The organism is Bradyrhizobium sp. UFLA05-153, assembly GCF_054185185.1.
In genome coordinates, this window is sequence record NZ_JBBIAM010000088.1 from 20741 (window position 1) to 41084 (window position 20344).

21 protein-coding genes and 1 pseudogene are annotated in these 20344 nt (G+C 63.5%); 14 read left to right on the forward strand and 8 right to left on the reverse strand.

Going from position 1 to position 20344, the window contains the following annotated elements; genetic code table 11:
* Window position 1 precedes the first annotated feature (1 nt).
* From moaC to Q2941_RS36200, 4 genes are read right to left on the reverse strand one after another with little or no spacing between them, the layout of a single operon-like run.
* On the reverse strand, window positions 2-511 hold the full coding sequence (gene moaC / locus Q2941_RS36185; protein ID WP_027522633.1) for a cyclic pyranopterin monophosphate synthase MoaC: 510 nt from the start codon (window positions 509-511) through the stop codon (window positions 2-4).
* Between the two features lies 1 nt (window position 512).
* Window positions 513-1331 carry an indole-3-glycerol phosphate synthase TrpC gene (trpC, locus tag Q2941_RS36190; RefSeq protein WP_458195473.1) on the reverse strand — a complete coding sequence of 273 codons (819 nt, stop codon included), beginning with the start codon at window positions 1329-1331 and terminating at the stop codon, window positions 513-515.
* Between the two features lie 8 nt (window positions 1332-1339).
* On the reverse strand, window positions 1340-2353 hold the full coding sequence (trpD, locus tag Q2941_RS36195; protein WP_254112560.1) for an anthranilate phosphoribosyltransferase: 1014 nt from the start codon (window positions 2351-2353) through the stop codon (window positions 1340-1342).
* A gap of 17 nt (window positions 2354-2370) precedes the next feature.
* Complete coding sequence (locus Q2941_RS36200) at window positions 2371-4269, reverse strand: peptidylprolyl isomerase (RefSeq protein WP_254112558.1); 1899 nt, start codon at window positions 4267-4269, stop codon at window positions 2371-2373.
* A 211-nt stretch (window positions 4270-4480) separates the two neighbouring features.
* Between Q2941_RS36200 and tpiA the strand changes: the two genes are divergently transcribed.
* The 3 genes from tpiA to Q2941_RS36215 all read left to right on the forward strand — a co-directional run bounded on the left by tpiA (window position 4481) and on the right by Q2941_RS36215 (window position 7580).
* A complete protein-coding gene (gene tpiA, locus Q2941_RS36205; RefSeq protein ID WP_027522637.1) occupies window positions 4481-5236 on the forward strand; it encodes a triose-phosphate isomerase in 756 nt (251 codons plus the stop codon).
* Between the two features lie 156 nt (window positions 5237-5392).
* Window positions 5393-5782, forward strand: coding sequence for a preprotein translocase subunit SecG (gene secG / locus Q2941_RS36210; protein WP_027522638.1), 390 nt, complete (start codon window positions 5393-5395; stop codon window positions 5780-5782).
* A gap of 166 nt (window positions 5783-5948) precedes the next feature.
* Entirely contained in the window at window positions 5949-7580 is a 1632-nt protein-coding gene (locus Q2941_RS36215) for a CTP synthase (RefSeq protein ID WP_027522639.1), read from the forward strand.
* A gap of 168 nt (window positions 7581-7748) precedes the next feature.
* On the opposite strand, the gene Q2941_RS36220 is transcribed toward Q2941_RS36215, so the two are convergent.
* On the reverse strand, window positions 7749-8582 hold the full coding sequence (locus Q2941_RS36220) for an ArsR/SmtB family transcription factor (RefSeq protein ID WP_458195474.1): 834 nt from the start codon (window positions 8580-8582) through the stop codon (window positions 7749-7751).
* A 45-nt stretch (window positions 8583-8627) separates the two neighbouring features.
* On the opposite strand from Q2941_RS36220, the pseudogene Q2941_RS36225 reads away from it, so the two are divergent.
* The 6 genes and pseudogenes from Q2941_RS36225 to Q2941_RS36250 all read left to right on the forward strand — a co-directional run.
* Window positions 8628-9020: pseudogene (locus tag Q2941_RS36225) on the forward strand (RidA family protein); the annotation flags it as partial.
* A 39-nt stretch (window positions 9021-9059) separates the two neighbouring features.
* Complete coding sequence (locus tag Q2941_RS36230) at window positions 9060-9404, forward strand: nuclear transport factor 2 family protein (RefSeq protein WP_458195477.1); 345 nt, start codon at window positions 9060-9062, stop codon at window positions 9402-9404.
* A 275-nt stretch (window positions 9405-9679) separates the two neighbouring features.
* Window positions 9680-10006 (forward strand): NIPSNAP family protein, encoded by a 327-nt coding sequence (locus Q2941_RS36235; protein WP_254112556.1) that lies wholly within the window; start codon window positions 9680-9682, stop codon window positions 10004-10006.
* Between the two features lie 114 nt (window positions 10007-10120).
* Entirely contained in the window at window positions 10121-10984 is an 864-nt protein-coding gene (kdsA, locus tag Q2941_RS36240) for a 3-deoxy-8-phosphooctulonate synthase (RefSeq protein WP_254112554.1), read from the forward strand.
* Window positions 10984-12189 (forward strand): MFS transporter, encoded by a 1206-nt coding sequence (locus tag Q2941_RS36245; protein WP_027522642.1) that lies wholly within the window; start codon window positions 10984-10986, stop codon window positions 12187-12189. Before kdsA ends, Q2941_RS36245 begins: the two co-directional genes overlap by 1 nt.
* A 58-nt stretch (window positions 12190-12247) precedes the next feature.
* The gene (locus Q2941_RS36250; protein ID WP_035662099.1) at window positions 12248-12415 is read left to right on the forward strand and encodes an RNA polymerase sigma factor region1.1 domain-containing protein; all 168 of its coding nucleotides are present in this window, start codon (window positions 12248-12250) and stop codon (window positions 12413-12415) included.
* Window positions 12416-12423: 8 nt separating this feature from the next.
* Here the strand turns inward: Q2941_RS36250 and queF are convergent, their stop codons facing one another.
* On the reverse strand, window positions 12424-12885 hold the full coding sequence (gene queF, locus Q2941_RS36255) for a preQ(1) synthase (RefSeq protein ID WP_458195475.1): 462 nt from the start codon (window positions 12883-12885) through the stop codon (window positions 12424-12426).
* A 126-nt stretch (window positions 12886-13011) separates the two neighbouring features.
* Window positions 13012-13989, reverse strand: coding sequence for a Vgb family protein (locus Q2941_RS36260; RefSeq protein WP_027522644.1), 978 nt, complete (start codon window positions 13987-13989; stop codon window positions 13012-13014).
* Between the two features lie 174 nt (window positions 13990-14163).
* On the opposite strand from Q2941_RS36260, the gene eno reads away from it, so the two are divergent.
* The 5 genes from eno (at window position 14164) to Q2941_RS36285 (ending at window position 19000) form a co-directional block, all read left to right on the forward strand.
* A complete protein-coding gene (gene eno / locus Q2941_RS36265) occupies window positions 14164-15447 on the forward strand; it encodes a phosphopyruvate hydratase (protein WP_027522645.1) in 1284 nt (427 codons plus the stop codon).
* A gap of 28 nt (window positions 15448-15475) precedes the next feature.
* Complete coding sequence (locus Q2941_RS36270; protein ID WP_458195476.1) at window positions 15476-16615, forward strand: zinc-binding dehydrogenase; 1140 nt, start codon at window positions 15476-15478, stop codon at window positions 16613-16615.
* Window positions 16616-16726: 111 nt separating this feature from the next.
* Complete coding sequence (locus Q2941_RS36275; RefSeq protein ID WP_027522647.1) at window positions 16727-17722, forward strand: MBL fold metallo-hydrolase; 996 nt, start codon at window positions 16727-16729, stop codon at window positions 17720-17722.
* 182 nt (window positions 17723-17904) lie between these two features.
* A complete protein-coding gene (locus tag Q2941_RS36280) occupies window positions 17905-18456 on the forward strand; it encodes an NADPH-dependent FMN reductase (RefSeq protein ID WP_027522648.1) in 552 nt (183 codons plus the stop codon).
* A gap of 226 nt (window positions 18457-18682) precedes the next feature.
* On the forward strand, window positions 18683-19000 hold the full coding sequence (locus Q2941_RS36285) for an FtsB family cell division protein (protein WP_027522649.1): 318 nt from the start codon (window positions 18683-18685) through the stop codon (window positions 18998-19000).
* Here Q2941_RS36285 and Q2941_RS36290 read toward each other — a convergent pair.
* Complete coding sequence (locus Q2941_RS36290) at window positions 18997-20010, reverse strand: ABC transporter substrate-binding protein (RefSeq protein ID WP_254112545.1); 1014 nt, start codon at window positions 20008-20010, stop codon at window positions 18997-18999. The two genes, Q2941_RS36285 and Q2941_RS36290, sit on opposite strands and share 4 nt — an antisense overlap.
* Between the last annotated feature and the right edge of the window lie 334 nt (window positions 20011-20344).

Genomic DNA, 20344 nt, shown 5'->3' on the forward strand with positions numbered 1-20344 from the left:
TCTAGGCGCGGTAGTGGCCGGACTTGCCGCCCTTCTTCTCGACGAGGTGGATGCCCTCGATGCGCACGCCGCGTTCCACCGCCTTGATCATGTCGTAGATCGTGAGGCAGGCGACCGAGACGGCGGTCAACGCCTCCATCTCGACGCCGGTTGGACCTGTGACCTTTACGGCGGCACGGACGAGACAACCCGGCAGCTTGTCGTCGGGCTCGATGTCGACGGTGACCTTCGAGAGCGCGAGGGGATGGCAGAGCGGGATCAGCTCCGAGGTACGCTTGGCCGCCATGATGCCGGCGATGCGGGCGGTGCCGAGCACGTCGCCCTTCTTGGCGTTGCCGGAGCGGATCAGGTCGAGCGTCGCCCTGGTCATCACGACGTGCCCCTCCGCGACCGCGAGCCGCTCGGTCGCGGGCTTCTCCGACACGTCCACCATCCGTGCCTCGCCGGAGGTGCCGATATGGGTGAGGGCGGGTTTTGCCTTTGCTTTGGCCCTGGACGGTGAACGCGCCATCTCAGCGCGTGCCCGTGGCGCGCGGGGCCTCGCGCGACAGCAGCGCACGGGTGGCGGCCGTCACGTCGGCCTGCCGCATCAGGCTTTCGCCGACGAGGAAGGTCGACATGCCCACGCGCTCGAGGCGGGCGAGGTCCGCCGGGGTGAAGATGCCGCTTTCGCCGACCATCAGCTGCCCCTCGGGGATCAGCGGCGCAAGCGCCTCGCTGGTCGCAAGCGTGGTCTCGAAGGTGCGCAAGTTGCGATTGTTGACCCCGATCATCGGCGAGCGCAGTTTTAGCGCGCGGTCGAGCTCGCTCGTGTCATGGATCTCGATCAGGACGTCCATGCCGAGGGACAGCGCGGCGTCCTCGATATCTTTTGCGACCGCATCGTCGAGCGCCGCCATGATGATGAGGATGCAATCGGCGCCATAGGCGCGGGCCTCGACCACCTGATAGGTGTCGAACAGAAAATCCTTGCGCAGCACCGGCAGCGACGTCGCCGCGCGCGCTGCGACCATGAAGTCGATATGACCCTGGAAGGAGGGCGTATCCGTCAGCACCGACAGGCAAGCAGCGCCGCCGGCCTCGTAGGCCCTCGCGAGCAGCGGCGGGTCGAAATCGGGACGGATCAGTCCCTTGGAGGGGGATGCCTTCTTGACCTCGGCGATCAACGCATAGTCGCCATTGGCGAGCTTGTTGCGGATCGCGCGCAGAAAACCGCGCGGCGCAGCTGCGACCTTGGCCTTGGCTTCCAAGGCAGCTAGCGGCTGCGCGCGCTTGGCTGCCGCGATCTCCTCACGCTTATACGCCTCGATCTTGGTCAGGATGTCCGACATGCGAGGGCTCAGCTATTGGAGACCGCGATCAGGTGCTTTAGCCGCGCCGACGCCGCACCGCTGTCGATCGACTTGGTGCCGAGCGCCACACCTTCCTTGATGTCCTTGGCGCGGCCGGCCACCACCAGCGCGGCGGCCGCGTTGACCAGCGCAACATCGCGATAGGGGCTCGGTTTGCCGTCGAGCACGCTTTGCAGCGCGATCGCGTTGGCGTCGGCATCGCCGCCCTTCAAGCCGATCGCTTCGCAGCGAGGAAGGCCTGCGTCCTCGGGGGTGATCTCAAAGCTCTTGATCTCGCCATTGTGCAGCGAGCTGACGAAGGTCGGGCCGGTGAGGGTGATCTCGTCGAGCCCGTCGGAGCCGTGCACCACCCAGACCGAGTCGGAGCCGAGATTCTTCAGCACCTGCGCCAGCGGCTGCACCCATTGCCGGGAGAACACGCCGACCATCTGCCGCTTCACGCCGGCCGGATTGGACAGCGGTCCCAGCAGGTTGAAGATGGTGCGGGTGGCGAGCTCGACGCGGGTCGGGCCGACGTTCTTCATCGCGGGATGATGCGCGGGTGCGAACATGAAGCCGATGCCGCATTCGCGCACGCAGCGGCCGACGTCCTCGGGCTTGAGATCGATCTTCACGCCGAGCGAGGCCAGCACGTCGGCTGCGCCCGAGCGCGACGACAGCGCGCGGTTGCCGTGCTTTGCGACGGGCACGCCGGCGCCCGAGACGATGAAGGAGGCGCAGGTCGAGACGTTGACCGAGCCCGAGCCGTCGCCGCCGGTGCCGACGATGTCGACGGCATCCGCCGGCGCGCTGACGCGCAGCATCTTGGAGCGCATCGCCGAGACCGCGCCGGTGATCTCGTCCACGGTTTCGCCGCGTACGCGCAGCGCCATCAGAAGCCCGCCCATCTGCGAGGGCGTGGCCTCGCCGGACATCATGGCATCGAAGGCGGAGGCCGCTTCGTCACGCGACAGGCTGGCGCCGGTCGCCACTTTTCCAATAATCGATTTCAGGTCGTCCATCGCGTGCTTTCAACTGCTTACTGGTTCGCGCCCGTCACCTGCGCGAAGGCGGCCTGATTAATGGTGGTTCCGATGTCGGTTTCAAGCTTGTTGACGTAGGACGCGACCTGCTCCTCGGTGAGCGCGCGGTCGAGGCTCTCCTTCAGCTTGGCGATCCCTTCGGAAGCGAGATCGACCGGCGGATCGACGATGTCGGTCACACGGAAGATGATGACCTCGCCGGCCGCACCCGGGGTCTGGCCGACGCCATCCTTGGCGGTGCGGAATGCAGCCGTGACCAGGCTCGATGGCACGCCGGCGGGCGTGTCCTCGCGCTTGAAGCCGGCGGCGGTCTCGACCTTGGCGTTGATGGCGGCGGCTTCGTCCGCGAGCTTGCCGCCCTGTTCGAGCTTCTGCACGATCTCGGTGGCCTTGGTCCGCAGCTTGGTCGTGATCTGGTCCTGACGCCAGCGCGCCTCGACCTGGTCGCGGACCTCGTCGAGGCTGCGTTCGCGCGACGGCGTGATGCCGAGCACGTCGTACCAGACATAGCCGCCGCGGAAGGAGATCGGATCGTTGTCGACGCCGACGTCGCTGTTGAAGGCTTGCGATACCACGTCGAGCCCTTGCGGGATGTTGGCAACCGGCTGGCCGCTGGGCGTGCGGCCGGAGCGGTCGACGGCCTCGATGGTCACGGCAGCAAGGCCGAGCTTTTGCGCGGCGTCGATGACGCTGGAGCCGCCGCCGCGCTCGTCTTCCATCTTGTCGCGCAATTCGGCAACCTTGGCGCGCGCGCGCTCGGCCGCGATCTCCCGTTTGATGTCGCCGGCGAGGTTGGCGTAGTTGGCCTCCGCGCCCGGCTCGATCTTGTCGACCTTGACCAGCGCCACGCCAAAGCGACCCTGGACGGGCTGGCTGATCTCGCCTGCGGGCAGCGCGAAGGCGGCGTCCGCCACGGCCGGATCGAGGATCGCGGATTTCGTCACGAGGCCGAGATCGCCATCCGCCGCGCTGAGCCCGCGCTCCTTGGCGATGTCCTCGAACGACGTGCCGCTTGCGAGCCGGGTGCGCGCAGCTTGCGCCTCCTCGACCGTCGGGAACACGAGCTGGTGCACCTGGCGCTTCTCCGGCGTGCCGAGCCGGTCCTTGCGCTGCTCGAACACCTTCTTGGCGTCGTCGTCGGAGACGTCAGTCCATTTGCCGATCTCCTCGGGCGAGATCACGACGAAGGAGATCTTGCGGTATTCGGGCGCGCGAAACTGGACCTTGTGGTCCTCGAAATAGGCGGCGAGCGCCTCGGGCGAGGGCGGATCGATCGTGCCGGCCTGAGCCGCGTCGAGCTTGACGAATTCGATCGAGCGCTGCTCATTCTGATAGCGGCTCAGCGCGTCGATCATGGTCTTGGAAGGCTCGAGGCCCGCGCCGATCGTGCCGGTGATCTGCCGGCGCACCGACACCTTGCGCTGCTCAGCGGTGTAGCGCTGCTCGGTGTAGCCGAAATTGCGGATCATGGCCTGGAAGCGCTGCGCATCGAAATTGCCCGCGGCGCCCTTGAAGTTCGGGTCGTTCATGATCATGCGGCGGATCTCGTCGTCCGACACGCCGAGCCCGAGCCGGCGGGCCTCTTCATCGAGGGCGGCTTCCGCGATCGCCTGCTGGAGCACCTGGCGGTCAAGGCCGAAGGCGCGCGCCTGTTCAGGCGTCAGCGGGCGGCCGAACTGGCGGCCGATCTGCTGCATGCGGTCGGTATAGATCTGGCGGAATTCGTTCAGCGAAATCTCGGTGTGGCCGACTTTGGCCACCGTGGACTGCCCGAAGCCGCGGAAGATGTCGGCGATGCCCCAAATGCCGAAACTGATGATCAATACGCCCATCACGACGGCCATAATCGTTTTGCCGAGCCAGTTTGATGAGGCCTTGCGCATTCCTCGAAGCATTGCGTCCAACTTGTTTGGCAGGAGGGAACCGGGCGCGCCTTAAAGCAGATTCCGCAAAAGCGCATCACCGAATTGATATGGCATCATAAAGTGGCGGCTTTCCCCCCGCAACCTGCCGCTCCCTTAAGCTGTGTTAACAGGACCGGATCTCTGGAACTGAGGCGCCCGGTCTGCTAGCGCATCCCGAACCTCATTTCGCTGGAATTTGGACATGACAGACGCCATCCGACCGCTGATCGCCGGAAACTGGAAGATGAATGGCCTGAAGGCCTCCGCTGCCGAATTCGACGCCATGCTCACCGGTGCGGCAGAGGTCGCCGCCAAGGCCGATCTCCTGGTGTGTCCGCCGGCGACGCTGATCGCGGCCTTTGCGGCCAAGGCGGCCGGCAACAAGGTCGCCGTCGGTGCCCAGGATTGCCACCCCAAGGCCTCTGGCGCCCATACCGGGGATATCGCGGCGGAAATGCTGGTGGATGCGGGCGCTTCCGCCATCATCGTCGGCCATTCCGAGCGCCGCGCCGACCACGGCGAGAGCGATGATTTGGTGCGGCAGAAGGCCGAGGCCGCCTGGCGGGCAGGGGTGATCGCGATCGTCTGCGTCGGCGAAACGCAAGGCCAGCGCGATGCCGGCCAGACCCTGGATATCCTGCGCGGCCAGCTCAGCCTGTCGCTGCCGGACGGCTCAAAGGCCGACAATCTGGTCGTGGCCTATGAACCCGTCTGGGCGATCGGCACGGGCCTGACCCCCACAGCCAAGGATGTCGAGCAGATTCATGGCTTTATCCGGGAACTGTTGATCTCCCGCTTCAGAGACGAGGGGGCGAAGATGCGCATCCTCTATGGCGGGTCGGTCAAGCCGTCGAATGCGGCCGAACTGATGGCGGTCAAGAACGTCAACGGCGCGCTGGTTGGTGGTGCCAGCCTCAAGGCGGCCGATTTCCTTGCGATTGCCAAAGGCTGCCCTTAGCTAACCGGCAAAGCGCAGGCGGCTCAAAGCGGAGTCCGGACCGATCGGGGGTGGCAATGCCAGTCCTGATCGTGTAACACCGCGCAACTTCAGGAAAACCCGCAAAGCGCGATGGCTGCCGGCACCGGCGCTGTCGGCTTGTGACGGAAGGGTACCATGCAGACCGTTGTGATCGTTATCCATCTCATGATCGTCGCCGTGATGATCGGCGCCGTGCTGCTGCAGAAGTCGGAAGGCGGCGGCCTCGGCATGGGTGGAGGCGCAGGCTTCATGTCGAGCCGCGGCACCGCGAATCTCTTGTCGCGCACGACCGCGATCCTGGCGGCCGGTTTCTTCCTGACCAGCCTCTTCCTGTCCTGGTATGCGGGGTATGACCGTAAGCCGTCTTCGATCATTGGCCAGCCGGCGTCGCAGTCTCAGCCCGCCGGTGGCGCGGCTCCGGTGGCGCCGCCGACCTCGGGCGGTGTCCTGGATACGCTGAAGAAGGCGGACGAGCAGCAGCAGAATCAGGCGCCCAGCGGTCCGCAGGCGCCACGTTCGCAATAAAGCAGAGGGGCCATGCAGGACGGTGCCTAGCGTCCTGCATCAAGAATCCCCATCAAGGTTCTGGCAACACACTCAGTTTTGGCTCACCCACAGGCCCGCAAATTGTTTGGGGCGGGACGCGAATCGCTTTGGCGAATCGAGTTCGGGGGATTAAAGGTTAAGTCCCATGGCGCGGTACATATTCATCACCGGCGGCGTGGTTTCTTCGCTCGGCAAGGGTCTGGCTTCAGCAGCACTGGGTGCTCTGTTGCAAGCCCGGGGCTACAAGGTCCGCCTCCGCAAGCTCGACCCCTATCTCAATCTCGATCCCGGAACGATGTCGCCGTATCAGCACGGCGAAGTGTTCGTGACCGATGACGGCGCGGAGACCGATCTCGATCTCGGTCACTATGAGCGCTTCACGGGGCGGCCGGCGACTAAGGCCGACAACATCACCACGGGCCGCATCTATCAGGACATCATCTCCAAGGAGCGGCGCGGCGATTATCTCGGCGCGACAATCCAGGTCGTGCCGCATGTCACGAACGCCATCAAGGAGTTCGTGCTGTCAGGCAATGACGATTACGACTTCGTGCTGGTCGAGATCGGCGGCACCGTCGGTGACATCGAAGGCCTGCCGTTCTTCGAGGCGATCCGCCAGCTTGGGAACGAGCTGCCGCGCGACCATGCGGTGTATATCCACCTCACGCTGCTGCCCTACATCCCGAGCGCGGGCGAGCTCAAGACAAAGCCGACGCAGCATTCGGTTAAGGAGCTGCGCTCGATCGGCATCCAGCCCGACATCCTGCTGTGCCGCACCGACCGCGAGATTCCGAAGGAAGAGCGGCGCAAGCTCGGCCTGTTCTGCAACGTGCGCGAAAGCGCCGTGATCGAAGCGCGCGACGTCGACAACATCTACGCCGTGCCCGAGGCTTATCATGCCGCGGGCCTCGACGACGAGGTGCTCGCCGCCTTCGGCATCGGCTCGCGGATTCCGCCAGAGCTGCGGAGCTGGCAGCAGATCAACGAGCGCGTCCGCAATCCCGAGGGCAACGTTACCATCGCCATCGTCGGCAAGTACACCGGCATGAAGGATGCGTATAAGTCGCTGATCGAGGCGCTCTCGCATGGCGGCATCGCCAACAAGGTGAAGGTCAATCTCGACTGGATCGAGAGCGAGATCTTCGAGAAGGAAGATCCCGCGCCGTTCCTCGAGCACGTCAACGGCATCCTGGTGCCCGGTGGCTTCGGCCAGCGCGGCGCCGAGGGCAAGATCAAGGCGGCGCAGTTCGCGCGCGAGCGCGACGTGCCGTATTTCGGCATCTGCTTCGGCATGCAGATGGCGGTGATCGAAGCCGCGCGAAACCTCGTCGGCATCGAGGATGCCAACTCCACCGAGTTCGGCCCGACCAAAGAGCCGCTCGTCGGTCTGATGACTGAATGGCTGCGCGGCAATGAGCTCGAGAAGCGCTCGCAGGCCGGCGACCTCGGCGGCACGATGCGATTAGGGGCGTACCCCGCGGCGCTCAAGCGCGGCAGCCGCGTCTCGCAAGTGTATGGCGGCGCGACCGAGATTTCCGAGCGCCATCGCCACCGCTACGAGGTCAACACCGCCTACAAGGACCGCCTCGAGCAGCACGGCCTGAAGTTCTCAGGCCTCTCGCCCGACGGCGTGCTGCCGGAGATCGTCGAGTACGAGGATCATCCGTGGTTCATCGGCGTGCAGTTCCACCCCGAGCTGAAGTCGCGCCCCTTCGAGCCGCATCCGCTGTTCGCATCGTTCATTCAGGCGGCGGTGGTGCAGAGCCGGCTGGTCTAGTATTGCAAAGTCACCCCTCATGGTGAGGGGGCGCGTTTGCACAGTCTCGAAGCATAGGGCTACTTCGAGATGCCGCTTTGCGGCGGCTCGCCAAGCCGTACGCGGGACGATTGACCCGTTCTCGGCGGAATGCGAACGGGTAGTCTCGGCTTCAGCGGAGCAGCGCGCTTACGTTCCAACCTTGACGTCCGGCGGGTCGACGTGAAGACCCAGATTATCCAAGCCAAAGGTATCGCGAAGACCGGCCTGGCCAGCAGTTGTTAATTGCACAGCCCGCGTATCATTCACTCGGATGAGCCAATTCAGCTCCATGCAGCGTCGTTGGATCTCGGCTCCGACATGACCAGCGATGTGGTACCGGCGTTCGCTCCAGTCGAGACATGGCTTGCAAAAGATACGCTTGTTTCTGCGCTTATGGCTCAGGTCGACTCCAAATTCTGTCAATACCTTCGCGCCGGCATCGGTGACATCGCCACCATCTTCGCCAAGGACGATGCAACCGCTGGCGATCAGAGAGTCTGCAATCGCAACGCCCAATCGACCCGCCAAATGATCGTAGCAGGTGCGACCGAACCGCAGCGCCGCGTCACGCGCAGATCGAGGTTGATATCGCAGAGGAACCTCGAGAGCAGCCACCAACTTGATACTCTCAAGCATGCTGGCAACCAGCGGTGAGCTAATGCGGTAGTACCGATAGCTGCGCTTCTTGGTCACCGAGATAAGCCGGGCTTCGACCATCTTGGACAGGTGCTCACTGGCTGTCGGTCGCGAAATTCGCGCAAGGAACGCCAACTCACTTCCGGTCAAGGATTGCCCACCCATGAGGGCGGACAACATGGTCGCGCGCGCCGTATCGCCGACGAGCGCTGCAACCTCGACCAAATTCGCCGCTGCAACCATAGCGTCCTCTACCATTGTCGGCATTGCACCAACAAGCGACGAGAGTTCGGCATGCACCAAACTCACGACTGGAGACATTTGGCTCGTCGGATGCAACAGCATTGGGGGGTGTTAGTCCACTTGATAGACAGTGACTTGGAGGCGGTCGTGAAGCGCGAACCCATCAGAGTTGAACCCATTTCCACGTATTTGGAGCAACGGCGGAAGGGACCGATCTGTCCCGTCATTGTCGCCGGTGAGACGGTTTATGTCTCAGGTCTCCCGCCATTTGATCCGGTCACCGGTGAGATCAAGCGATTGCCGTTCGTGCAGCAAGCCGAGATCGTTCTCGACCAAATGAAACTTTGCCTGGAGGTTGCCGGCTCGTCGCTGCAGCACGTCGTGAAATGCAATGTCTACTGCACGCCTGAGAGTTCAAATTTCGGTGCGTTCAATGATGTCTACCATCGCTATTTTCCCGTCTCGCCACCCGCGCGCATCTTTCTAACGGTGCCTTCCTGGCCGGGTGAATTTGACGTGGAAGTCGATTGTGTTGCGATCAAATCCGACCTGGAAGATCGGCGGCCTTCCGCAAGGGATATGAACGCACTGAAGCACCTTAACGCCGGCTATATGCGCTCGGTCGCCGTGAAGGATGTCGATTGGTTTCGCGAACATCTGAGCGACGACTTCCTCAACAGCAACCCTGACGGATCAGTGGTTGATCGTGCCGAATTCCTTGAACAAATCGCGAAGCCTGTAACCATATCGAATCTGGGATACGAGGACGAACGGGTCCGGATCATGGGTGATATGGCGATTATCCATGCACGGACGACCTATGTCAGGGCCGACGGGTCGGCCGGCTTCGGACGCTACACCGACAGTTGGGCGCGTCGAGGTGGCGTCTGGGTTTGTGTCGCCGCTCACGTCACTCGGGGTTGAGGACGGACAGAATTTGGCGGCAAGGTGAGTTCGCGGTTGCGGTTTCCTTCCCGGCAATCCCGACCGTCAATTGATGTCGGAACCTGGGACGTTGCGTTAATTCGCGGCATCGCAGCAATCGGATTTCGGAGTGAGATGGATATTCAAGGACCGCGCTTGCAGAGCCGTACTCTTGAGCAGTCATGCGCGCCGCGCCGCGCGGCGTGCGTGATGACATCAAGACACCACTCGCAGCAGTCGCTATAACGGCCGCGCAAGAAATCTGGAGGAGATAAATGATCTACGAAATGCGCCAGTATCGTTGCGTGCCGGGTCGGCTGCCGGCACTGATCAAGCGCTTTGACACGATCACACTGAAAATCTGGGAGAAGCACGGCATCAAGCAGGCCGGGTTCTTCACCACGCTGATCGGCGAATCCAACCAGGAGCTGACCTATTTTCTAGCCTGGCACTCGCTTGCCGAGCGCGAGACGAAATGGACCGCCTTCATGACCGATCCGGAGTGGCTCGAGGCGCGCGCCAAGACGGAGGCGGATGGCCAGATCGTCGCCAACATCGTCAGCCAGATTCTGGCGCCGACGGCATTCTCCGCGGTGAAGTGACGGCCGGCCTCGCCGGGGCGCCTTCGCAACCCTGATATTCGAGGGGTAGGGCCGAATAGGGTTGATCCGCCCCTCATCGCCGCTATGGTCGCGCCGAAACGAGGGATCTTGGCCTTGAGCGCAGGCAAGTCGGCAGCAGCGGTGGTTGAGCTGGGGACGGTCAGGTTCGGCAATGACCTGCCGATCGCGGTCATTGCCGGCCCGTGCCAGCTCGAGAGCAGGGCGCATGCACTGGAGGTGGCCTCCGCTTTGAAGGAGATCGCCACCCGTCTGAAAGTCGGCCTCGTCTACAAGACGTCCTTCGACAAGGCCAACCGCACCAGCGCGTCGGCCGCGCGGGGACTGGGCTTGGCGCAATCGCTGCCGATCTTCGCCGAGATCCGCTCGTCGCTGGGCTTGCCAGTGCTCACCGACGTGCACGATGCGGCGCAATGCGCCGAGGTCGCGCAGGCCGTCGACGTCCTGCAGATCCCGGCCTTCCTGTGCCGGCAGACTGATCTCCTGCTGGCTGCCGCAGCAACCGGCAAGGTCGTCAACGTCAAGAAGGGGCAGTTTCTGGCGCCCTGGGACATGGCGAATGTCGTGACCAAGATCACGAGCGCCAATAATTCCAACGTGCTCGTCACCGAGCGCGGCGCCTCCTTCGGCTACAATACGCTCGTATCAGACATGCGAGCGCTGCCGATCCTGGCGCGTACCACCGGCGCGCCTGTGATCTTTGATGCCACGCATTCCGTGCAGCAGCCGGGCGGGAAAGGTGCTTCTTCCGGCGGCGAGCGCGAATTCGTGCCGGTACTGGCGCGTGCGGCAGTCGCGGTCGGCGTCGCCGGTGTCTTCATCGAGACGCATCCCGATCCCGACCATGCGCCGTCCGACGGACCGAACATGGTGCCTTTGCGCGAGTTCGAAGGCCTCATCCGGACGCTGATGGCGTTCGACGCGGTGGCGAAAAATCCGTCGCAGGCCGGCGCGCGCTGATGCCGCAAGGGGAGGCGCGGCCGCACGATCACGGCTTGCCGCCAGCGCTCTACGTCATCTCAGGTGCGAGCTTTGCGGCGGCGCTCTCGGCCCGGGCGCTCGATCCGCTGCTGCCGCACATCGCCGAGGATTTTCAGGTCAGCATCGCGACCGCCGCGGGCTTTGCCGCGGTCTTCGCCTTCACTTTCGCGATCATCCAGCCGCTGATCGGCGCCGCCGCCGATCTCTTCGGCAAGACGCGGCTGATGATCGGCTGCCTCGCGGTGCTCGGCGTCGCCAGCATCCTCGGTGCGCTCTCGACCTCGTTCTCGCTGCTGTTTGCCACCCGTATCCTGGCCGGTATCGGCTCCGGCGGCGTGTTTCCGATTGCGCTCAGCCTGACCAGCGATCTCGTCGGTCCAGAGAAGCGGCAGATCGCGATCGGCCGCACGCTCGCCGGCGCCATGACCGGCAATCTCCTCGGTGCATCTGCGTCCGGCCTGATCGGCGACTTCCTCGGTTGGCGCGGCGTGCTAGCCGTACTCGGTGTGCTGGTGATCATCGCTTCGGTCGCGGTTGCGGCCGGATTCAGTGGCGCCAGGATCAAGCACCCGCCGAGGACGAGCCTCTCGGCGCTGAAGACGGGCTATCGCACCATCTTCACCAATCCGAACGCACCGGTGTGCTACTCGGCCGTGTTCGTCGAAGGCTGCTGCGTGCTCGGCCTCTTCCCTTACGTCGCCTCGTTCCTGTTCGACCTCGGCGAGACCTCGCTCTCAATTGCCGGCATCGTCATCGCGGGCTTTGCGGTCGGCGGGCTGTTTTACACCATGACGGTGTCGCGCCTTCTGCCACGACTTGGCGTCAAGGGCATGATGATCGCGGGCACCGTGCTAGTGGCCTCGCAACTCGTCGCCGTCGCGTTCGGTCCGCGCTGGGAAGTCCAGACGCTCAACCTCGTCGTGATGGGCTGGGGCTTCTACATGGCCCATGGCTGCCTACAGGTGTTTGCCAGCGAGCTATCGGTCGAGGCACGCGCCACCGCGCTGTCGCTGCACTCGTTCTTCTTCTTCATGGGCCAGACCGTCGGCCCGATCGCCTATGGCTTTGGCCTCGCGCATGGCGGCAAGGGGCCGACCCTGTTCGCAAGCGCCGGGATCATGGTGGTGCTGGGGCTGGTCTGCGCGAAGCTCCTCAAGCAGCGCGCTCCGGCGGATGCGCGCTGAGACCGACGCGGACATCTAATCTTCCCATATAGTAGGGGAGTATTCCGAGGAGGTCTGATTGGACTGGTCCGAAGTGGTACGGAAAGCCGCCATCCTGGCGGAGAAGACGGGTCACATTACCTTTGATCAACTGAACGAATTGATCCCATCCAAGATGGAACCGGAAGACGTTGAAGCTCTACTGACGGCTTTGAGCGAACAAGGCATTTGGATTGCGGAGGAATAGGGCCACCTTTAGCCCCGCCCGCGATAGGGCGCCACACCCTGCTCCGGCACCCACAGGCCCTTCGGCACGCGGCCGGTCTGCCAGAACACGTCGATCGGGATACCGCCGCGGGGATACCAGTAGCCGCCGATCCTTATCCATTTCGGCTTGATCTCGGATGCGATGCGCTTGCCGATCATCACGGTGCAGTCCTCGTGGAAGGCGCCGTGATTGCGGAAGCTCGCGACGTAGAGCTTTAGCGATTTCGACTCCAGCAGCCACTGACCCGGTGCGTAGTCGATCGTGAGATGGGCGAAATCCGGCTGTCCCGTGACCGGGCAGATCGATGTGAATTCCGGCACGGTGAAGCGCACTAGATAGTCTGTGCCCTTCTGCGGGTTGGGCACACGGTCGAGCTGGGCTTCTTCCGGTGTGTGCGGCCATTCGACCGCACGGCCGAGCTGGAGAGGTTTTTTCGCCATCATTTGCATCCTTTTGCAGCATGATCCGGAAAAGTGGACACCGGTTTTCCGAAGGGATCATGCTCAATCAAAAAGCTAGAGCGCGATCGGATCGCGCTCTAGTGGATGCCGAGATGGACGCAATTGTCGTCGCCGTCAACCAGTGGCGACGGTCTGGATCATGACGATCCGGTCGTTGCCGGACTCGCAGCCCCACAGCTCGCCCGGCCTTCCGTCGAGCTGACGGACATTGGCGTTCGATTTGTCGCTGGCGAAGACGTTGAACTTCTCGGTCACTGGATCAAAGCGCACGATGGCGTTGGCGGAAAAATCGGTGAGCCAGACCTTGTCCTTGTCGTCGACGAAAACCGCGTAGGCGCGGGGATGCTCGCCCGGCAGCTTCCAGGTTTTCCACGAGCCGTCGGCGGGATCGTGCACCGACACGTGCCCGCTGTTCCACTCGCTGACCCAGATCCGGCTCTTTGAATCCGACCAGACGCGCCGCGAACCGGCATTCGGTGTCGGCGGCTGCACGACACTGGCGCTACCGGTCGCAAGATCGATCCTGGCGATGTAGCTGCCGGCGAGCGAGGCGTACCAGATGTCGCCTTTGGGCGTCACAGTGATGCCATAGGGCCCGATGCCCTTCGGCGCCTTGAACACCGTCATCTCGCCGGATTTCGGCACGAGCCGGCCGTAATAGCCGGACTGCCCGGTGAACCAGTAGGTACCATCCTTGTCGAACACGCCGGTGTTGAGATTGGCCTGGGCGAACTTTTCGGGCAGGCGGAACAGCGTGACCTTGAGATCGCCGGGATCGACCCGCGCGATTGCGTTCTGGCCGCCCTCGGTGATCCAGGGCGCGCCATCGGGGCCGATCGTCACGCCGTGCGGGGCAGCGCCCTGGCCCAGGCTGACGGTCTTGAACGAGCCGTCCTTCGGATCGAGCTTGCCCAGCATGCCCTTGCCTTGCGCCGTGAACCACATCGTGCCGTCGGGGGCGGGTGTGAGGTCGTGCAGGCCGATACCGGGGCTGATCGGAAAATATTTCGCCCGGAACGGGCCCTCCTGCGCAAAACTTGGGCGGGCGGCAAGGAGGGCGGCGCTGGAAGCAAGAAACTGGCGACGATTCATGGCGTTACCCCGACTGTCTCAGATTGAGGTTGGACGCGCAGATCAGGTGGCGTCGAGCTTAGTCCGAGGCTCCTCAGCCGTCAGTCGTACCCCGCAGCCCAAGCGTTCACATTTGCTTGCGCTCCGTGTAAGACGCGCGGCGAAACGTCCAGCTCTAACGAATGGAAGCGCATCATGACCGCCATTGTCGACATCATCGGCCGCGAAATTCTCGATAGCCGTGGCAATCCCACCGTCGAGGTCGACGTCGTGCTGGAAGACGGCTCGCTCGGCCGCGCCGCAGTGCCCTCGGGCGCCTCGACAGGCGCCCATGAGGCGGTGGAACTGCGCGATGGCGACAAGGCTCGCTATCTCGGCAAGGGCGTCTCGAAGGCCGTCGGCGCCGTCAACGGCGAGATCTATGAGGCGCTCAGCGGCATGGATGTCGAGCACCAGGTCCAGATCGACCAGGTCATGATCGATCTCGACGGCACGCCGAACAAGAGCCGTCTCGGCGCCAACGCCATCCTTGGCGTTTCGCTCGCCTGCGCCAAGGCGGCTGCGCAATCGCTCGACATGCCGCTCTATCGTTACGTCGGCGGCACTTCGGCGCGGGTCCTGCCGGTGCCGATGATGAACATCATCAATGGCGGCGTGCACGCCGACAATCCGATCGACTTTCAGGAGTTCATGATCCTGCCGGTCGGCGCCACCAGCTTCGCCGAAGGTCTGCGCTACGGCGCGGAAGTCTTCCACACGCTGAAGTCCGAATTGAAGAAGGCCGGTCACAACACCAATGTCGGCGACGAGGGCGGCTTTGCGCCGAACCTGCCGTCGGCGGACGCCGCGCTCGAATTCGTCATGAACGCGATCGGCAAGGCTGGCTTCAAGGCAGGCTCCGACGTCGTGCTCGGGCTCGACTGCGCCTCGACCGAGTTCTTCAAGGGCGGCAAATACGTCTATGAAGGCGAGGGCAAGACCCGCTCGATCTCCGAGCAGGCCAAATATCTCGCCGACCTCGTGTCGCGCTATCCGATCGTGACGATCGAGGACGGCATGTCGGAGGACGACATGGACGGCTGGAAGGAGCTCACCGATCTCATCGGCAAGAAGTGCCAGCTCGTCGGCGACGATCTCTTCGTCACCAACGTCAAGCGCCTGTCCGAAGGCATCAAGGCGGGCCGCGCCAACTCGATCCTGATCAAGGTCAACCAGATCGGCACGCTGACCGAGACGCTCGCCGCCGTCGAGATGGCGCACAAGGCCGGCTACACCTCCGTGATGTCGCATCGCTCCGGCGAGACCGAGGATTCCACCATCGCCGATCTCGCCGTCGCCACCAATTGCGGCCAGATCAAAACCGGCTCCCTTGCGCGCTCGGATCGCACCGCCAAATACAACCAGCTGCTGCGCATCGAGCAGCAGCTCGGCAAGCAGGCCGTCTATCCCGGCAAGGCGGCGCTGAAGGCGCTGGCGTAAGCACCTAACAGAAAAAGGGGAGGTCGACATGAGCGACGGCGGAAACGGACTCCAGTTGCGTTCGCTGATCAAGAAGAGCGGCGAACTCGAAATCTCGCTGGTCGACGTGCCGACCCCCGAGCCTGCCGAGGACGAGGTCGTCGTTCGCGTCGAGGCGACGCCGATCAACCCGTCGGATCTCGGTTTGCTGGTCGGCGCTGCCGACATGAGCACGGCGAAGGCGTCGGGGACGAAGGATGCTCCCGTCATCACCGCCAAAGTGCCTGACGCCGCGATGCAGGCGATGGGGGCGCGGCTCGACCAGTCCCTGCCGGTCGGCAACGAAGGCGCCGGCGTCGTCATCAGGACCGGCTCGTCGGACGCCGCGAAGGCGTTGATGGGCAAGACGGTCTCGATGATCGGCGGCGCGATGTACGCGCAGTACCGGACCTTGAAGGCGAGGGACTGCCAGCCGCTGCCTGAGGACACGACCGCGGCGGAGGGCGCGTCCTGGTTCGTCAATCCGCTCACCGCGCTCGGCATGACCGAGACCATGCGGCGCGAAGGCCACAAGGCGCTGGTGCACACCGCGGCCGCCTCCAATCTCGGACAGATGCTGAACAAGATCTGCATCAAGGACGGCATCCCGCTGGTCAACATCGTGCGCAGCAAGGAGCAGGCCGACATCCTGCACAAGATCGGCGCCAAGTACGTCGTCGATTCCACCGCGCCGAGCTTCCTTGACGATCTCACTAATGCGCTGGTCGAGACCGGCGCCACCATCGCCTTCGATGCCATCAGTGGCGGCAGGCTCGCCGGCAACATCCTGAGGTGCATGGAAGTCGCGATCAACAAGACCGCCAAGGAGTACAGCCGCTACGGCTCCAGCGTGCACAAGCAGGTCTATGTCTATGGCATGCTCGACACGCGGCCGATCGAGCTGCCGCCCGGCTTCGGCATGGCCTGGGGTGTCGGCGGCTGGCTGTTGACCCCGTTCCTGATGAAGATCGGTCCCGCGGAAATCGGACGCTTGCGCCAACGTGTCGCGAGCGAATTGAAGACGACGTTCGCCAGCCACTACACCAAGGTCGTGTCGCTTCCTGAAGTGCTCGATCCGGCCAACATTGCGGTGTTCGCCAAACGGGCGACCGGCGAAAAATTCCTCATCAACCCAAATAAATTTGCGTGACGCTGGAACGGTCGTGACCAAAGAAGGTCTTGCCTTCTGAGCGGCGGGGGAGAACATTCGCGCCGCAATTGAAAGCGGGAAAAACCGCAACGCTCAGAAGGGGACATTCCCATGACCGAACTCAACCGCCGTCACCTGCTTGCCGGCGCCGCCGCCCTCGGTGCGGCCAGCCTTTCGCGCCTGGGCACGACGTCTGCCGATGCCGCAGTGCCGCAAACCGGCGCGCAGGCGCCGGGCTTCTATCGCTATAAGGTCGGTTCCTTCGAGTGCACCTCGATCAACGACGGGGCGCGAACCTTCCCGATGCCGGACAAGTTCGTCACCAACGTGCCGAAGGACGAGGCACTGGCCGCAGGCGATGCGGCCTACATGCCGAAGGGCATGGTGACGGTGCCGTTCAACCCGCAGCTCATCAACACCGGCTCCAAGCTCGTGCTGATCGACACCGGCAACGGCGTCGCCAATCTCGAGCCGAGCAAGGGCGCGGTCGGCCGCACGCTGCAAAACCTCGCGGCGGCCGGCGTCGATCCCAAGAGCATCGACATCGTCCTGCTCTCGCATCTGCACCCCGACCACACCAACGGCATACGCGCGGCGGACGGCTCGATCGCGTTCCCGAACGCCGAGATCATGGTGCCGGCCAAGGATTGGGAGTTCTGGGCGAGCGAGGAGAACGCCGGCAAAGCTTCCAGCGACATGATGAAGAACTACTTCGCCAACGTGAAGAAGACCTTTGCCGGCATCGAGTCCAAGGTGACCAAGTATGAGTGGGGCAAGGAGGTCGCGCCGGGCATCACCTCGATCGCGACGCCCGGCCATACCCCGGGTCACACATCGTTCGCGGTTGCCTCGGGCAACGCAAAGGTCCTGATCCAGTCCGACGTCACCAACATCCCGGAATTCTTCCTGCGCAATCCGGATTGGCATGTCGTGTTCGACACCGATGCCGCGATGGCGCAAGAGACCCGCCACAAGTTCTACGACATGGCGGCAGCAGAGAAGGCGACGGTGGTCGGCTTCCACTTCACCTTCCCGTCGGTCGGCCACGTCGAGAAGGATGGTGCCAAATATCGTCTGATCCCGTCGGCCTGGAATCCGACGATCTGATCGGTTCGGTTCTTAGAGTCAGTTGATCGGGCCGCCGCCTGGCGGCCCGATTGTTTTGGGCGACTGGTCGCTTTTGCGAAACGCTGCGTTTCCAAATCGAAACGGTTCATGCACTTGCATCCTCCCGCGGAGGTGGATTAAGTGCGCCGGCCTGTTTCCCGCTTAGAGGTTCAAGGACAACCATGGCCTACAACATCGTCACGATCGCCGGCAGCCTGCGCAAGGAAAGCTTTTCGCTCAAGATCGCCAACGCGCTCGCAAAGCTCGCGCCGGCGTCCCTCAAGCTCGAGGTCATCACGCCGGCGGGTATCTCGTTCTTCAACCAGGACCTCGAGGGCGCCCCGCCCGCCGACTGGCTGGCTTTCCGCGAAAAGCTCCAGAAGTCGAACGGCGTCCTGTTCGTGACGCCTGAATACAACCGCGCAATCCCGGGCGCCCTGAAGAACGCCATCGACGTTGCCTCGCGGCCCTATGGCAAGAGCTCGTTCAACGGCAAGCCGGTCGGCATCGTCTCCAACTCGCCGGGTCCGCAGGGTGGAGTGAGTGCCGCGAAAACGCTCCAGAACATCCTGCCGGGCATTGCGGGGGCAATCATGCAGCAGCCCGAGACCTATCTGAACGCAGTCGGCGACGCCTTTGACGCCGCAGGCAACCTGACCAAGGACTCGCTGAAGACCGTGCTCCAGCAGTACATCGACGCCTTCGCCGCGCACGTCGCCAAGCATCAGGGCTGAGTGAGACGCCTGCGGCCGCGTTATAGATCCTCATCCTGAGGAGGCGCGAAGCGCCGTCTCGAAGGATGGCCGCGGGGAAGACCCGGGCCTTCATGGTTCTCCCGGCGATGCGTAGCATCGTCCGGAGACGGCCGCTACGCGGCCTCCTCACCATGAGGGTCTGGTAGTCGGGCAGGGCGCTCCCAAATTAGCGTTCCCTTAACCAACCTGTCCCATCTTGCCGGACATGGTCACCCGTGCGCGCCTGAAATCGATTCTGACCGGCCTGGCCCTCTACACCATGGCGGCCGCGATCGTCGGCTATTTCGGCATCAACGCCTATACCGGCAAATACGGCCTCAACGCCCGCCAGGAGCTCGACCAGGAGATCATCGCTCTGACCAGCGAGCTTGCGCGGCTGAAGCGCGAGCGCGCCGAGGGCGAGCAGCGGGTGTCGCTGCTGCGCTCGGAAAAGATCGACCCCGACATGCTGGACGAGCGCGCGCGCTTCCAGCTCCAGTTCGTCAATCCGCACGATCTCGTGCGGATGAACAATTCGAACTAGAGTGTCGCCAGCTGCGCCGCCCCCTTGGCGAGGACGTCGCTGAAACTCGTGTCCCAGAATTTTGCGACGTCGGTCTGCGCGTCGAGCACGCCGAGCTTGAGGAAAGTGTCGGCCACTTTCTGGTGGGTCTCCGGTACATCCGGCGTGACGCCGACGAGTGAGAAATCGGCGCTGCGATGGGCGAACTGATCGAGGATGTCCTCGATCGGCAGATGCGTTTCCGCGACCTGCGCCGTCGCATAGACCTGGAAATTCTTGTTGGCGAAGGCATAGGCGCGCTGGATCCGCAGCAGGAAGTCGGCGAGCGCCGCATGCCGCAACGGATCGTCGATCGCCTTCGGATTGGCATAGATCGGAAAATTTCCGGAGAGATAGCCGACGCCGGTCTTGAGCAGGCGCGCGCCCTGTTTGGAGATCGCGAGCTGGCCGTTGTAGCCGTAGATCGCCCAGGCATCGAGCTTGCCGGAGGAGAAGGCCGAGTAGCCGTCCGATGGCGTCAGGTTGATGGCCTCGATGTCGTTGAAGGAGAGGCCCGCTTCCTCGAGCTGCTTGGCGAGGAAATAGTGCGCGGTCGTGGCGCGGACGTAGCCGACCTTCTTGCCTTTGAGATCGGCAATCGAATGGATCGGCGCGTCCCTGGCCGCGACGGTGACCTGGGTGTTGAGGTCTTCGTGGGTGACTGCGATGAAGCGCACGCTGGCGTTCTTGCGTGCGGCGAACATGGCAGGAATTTCGCTGCCCGAGCCGAGATCGAGCGCATCGCTGTTCAGCGCCTCGATATGCAGCACGCCGTTGTTGAGCTCCTTCCAGTCGATCTTGTAGGGCGTCTTGTCTTCGCCGGCAGCCCGGAGCAGGGCGGGCCAGCCGCCCTTGTAATAGGCGACGCGCAGCGTGACGCCGCTGAGATCGATCTCTGCCGGCTTGCCTTGCGCTTTCGCGCTGCCCGCAACGAGTCCGCCTGCTAGCGCGCCGAGCAGGGAACGTCTTGAGAGTGAGAACGGGCTGGTCACGACGGCTCCTGCTGAAAGTCTCTTGATGCTTCCAGCATAGGTGACGCGCTGTTTGCGCTCTATTCTGTTTTTCGATCGCCGCGTGAAACGCGCGTTCCAACTTTTGCTACGGTGCGGTGTTATTCGGTTTTTTGCGCCTATGTCGAAGGTCGTAAGTGGATGCGGCACTTCCGTCTTGACGGCAACGGCGGTGCGGGTTCATGCCTTCTTGCGCGCGGCATTTTCAGGATTGACGCAGATCAATCGGGCTACGCCGGCAGCATCTAGACTGCCATCGGGAGGAAACAGTGATGAATGGGCAAATGCACCCGCATCACGCGGCCCGTGTCGAGGC

Excerpts from the sequence above, each read along its gene's own strand:
- moaC (WP_027522633.1), bottom strand. The coding sequence starts at position 511 with ATGGCGCGTTCACCGTCCAGGGCCAAAGCAAAGGCAAAACCCGCCCTC.
- trpC (WP_458195473.1), bottom strand. The coding sequence starts at position 1,331 with ATGTCGGACATCCTGACCAAGATCGAGGCGTATAAGCGTGAGGAGATC.
- trpD (WP_254112560.1), bottom strand. The coding sequence starts at position 2,353 with ATGGACGACCTGAAATCGATTATTGGAAAAGTGGCGACCGGCGCCAGC.
- Q2941_RS36200 (WP_254112558.1), bottom strand. The coding sequence starts at position 4,269 with ATGCTTCGAGGAATGCGCAAGGCCTCATCAAACTGGCTCGGCAAAACG.
- tpiA (WP_027522637.1), top strand. The coding sequence starts at position 4,481 with ATGACAGACGCCATCCGACCGCTGATCGCCGGAAACTGGAAGATGAAT.
- secG (WP_027522638.1), top strand. The coding sequence starts at position 5,393 with ATGCAGACCGTTGTGATCGTTATCCATCTCATGATCGTCGCCGTGATG.
- Q2941_RS36215 (WP_027522639.1), top strand. The coding sequence starts at position 5,949 with ATGGCGCGGTACATATTCATCACCGGCGGCGTGGTTTCTTCGCTCGGC.
- Q2941_RS36220 (WP_458195474.1), bottom strand. The coding sequence starts at position 8,582 with ATGCTGTTGCATCCGACGAGCCAAATGTCTCCAGTCGTGAGTTTGGTG.
- Q2941_RS36230 (WP_458195477.1), top strand. The coding sequence starts at position 9,060 with ATGAACGCACTGAAGCACCTTAACGCCGGCTATATGCGCTCGGTCGCC.
- Q2941_RS36235 (WP_254112556.1), top strand. The coding sequence starts at position 9,680 with ATGATCTACGAAATGCGCCAGTATCGTTGCGTGCCGGGTCGGCTGCCG.
- Q2941_RS36245 (WP_027522642.1), top strand. The coding sequence starts at position 10,984 with ATGCCGCAAGGGGAGGCGCGGCCGCACGATCACGGCTTGCCGCCAGCG.
- queF (WP_458195475.1), bottom strand. The coding sequence starts at position 12,885 with ATGCAAATGATGGCGAAAAAACCTCTCCAGCTCGGCCGTGCGGTCGAA.
- Q2941_RS36260 (WP_027522644.1), bottom strand. The coding sequence starts at position 13,989 with ATGAATCGTCGCCAGTTTCTTGCTTCCAGCGCCGCCCTCCTTGCCGCC.
- eno (WP_027522645.1), top strand. The coding sequence starts at position 14,164 with ATGACCGCCATTGTCGACATCATCGGCCGCGAAATTCTCGATAGCCGT.
- Q2941_RS36270 (WP_458195476.1), top strand. The coding sequence starts at position 15,476 with ATGAGCGACGGCGGAAACGGACTCCAGTTGCGTTCGCTGATCAAGAAG.
- Q2941_RS36275 (WP_027522647.1), top strand. The coding sequence starts at position 16,727 with ATGACCGAACTCAACCGCCGTCACCTGCTTGCCGGCGCCGCCGCCCTC.
- Q2941_RS36280 (WP_027522648.1), top strand. The coding sequence starts at position 17,905 with ATGGCCTACAACATCGTCACGATCGCCGGCAGCCTGCGCAAGGAAAGC.
- Q2941_RS36285 (WP_027522649.1), top strand. The coding sequence starts at position 18,683 with ATGGTCACCCGTGCGCGCCTGAAATCGATTCTGACCGGCCTGGCCCTC.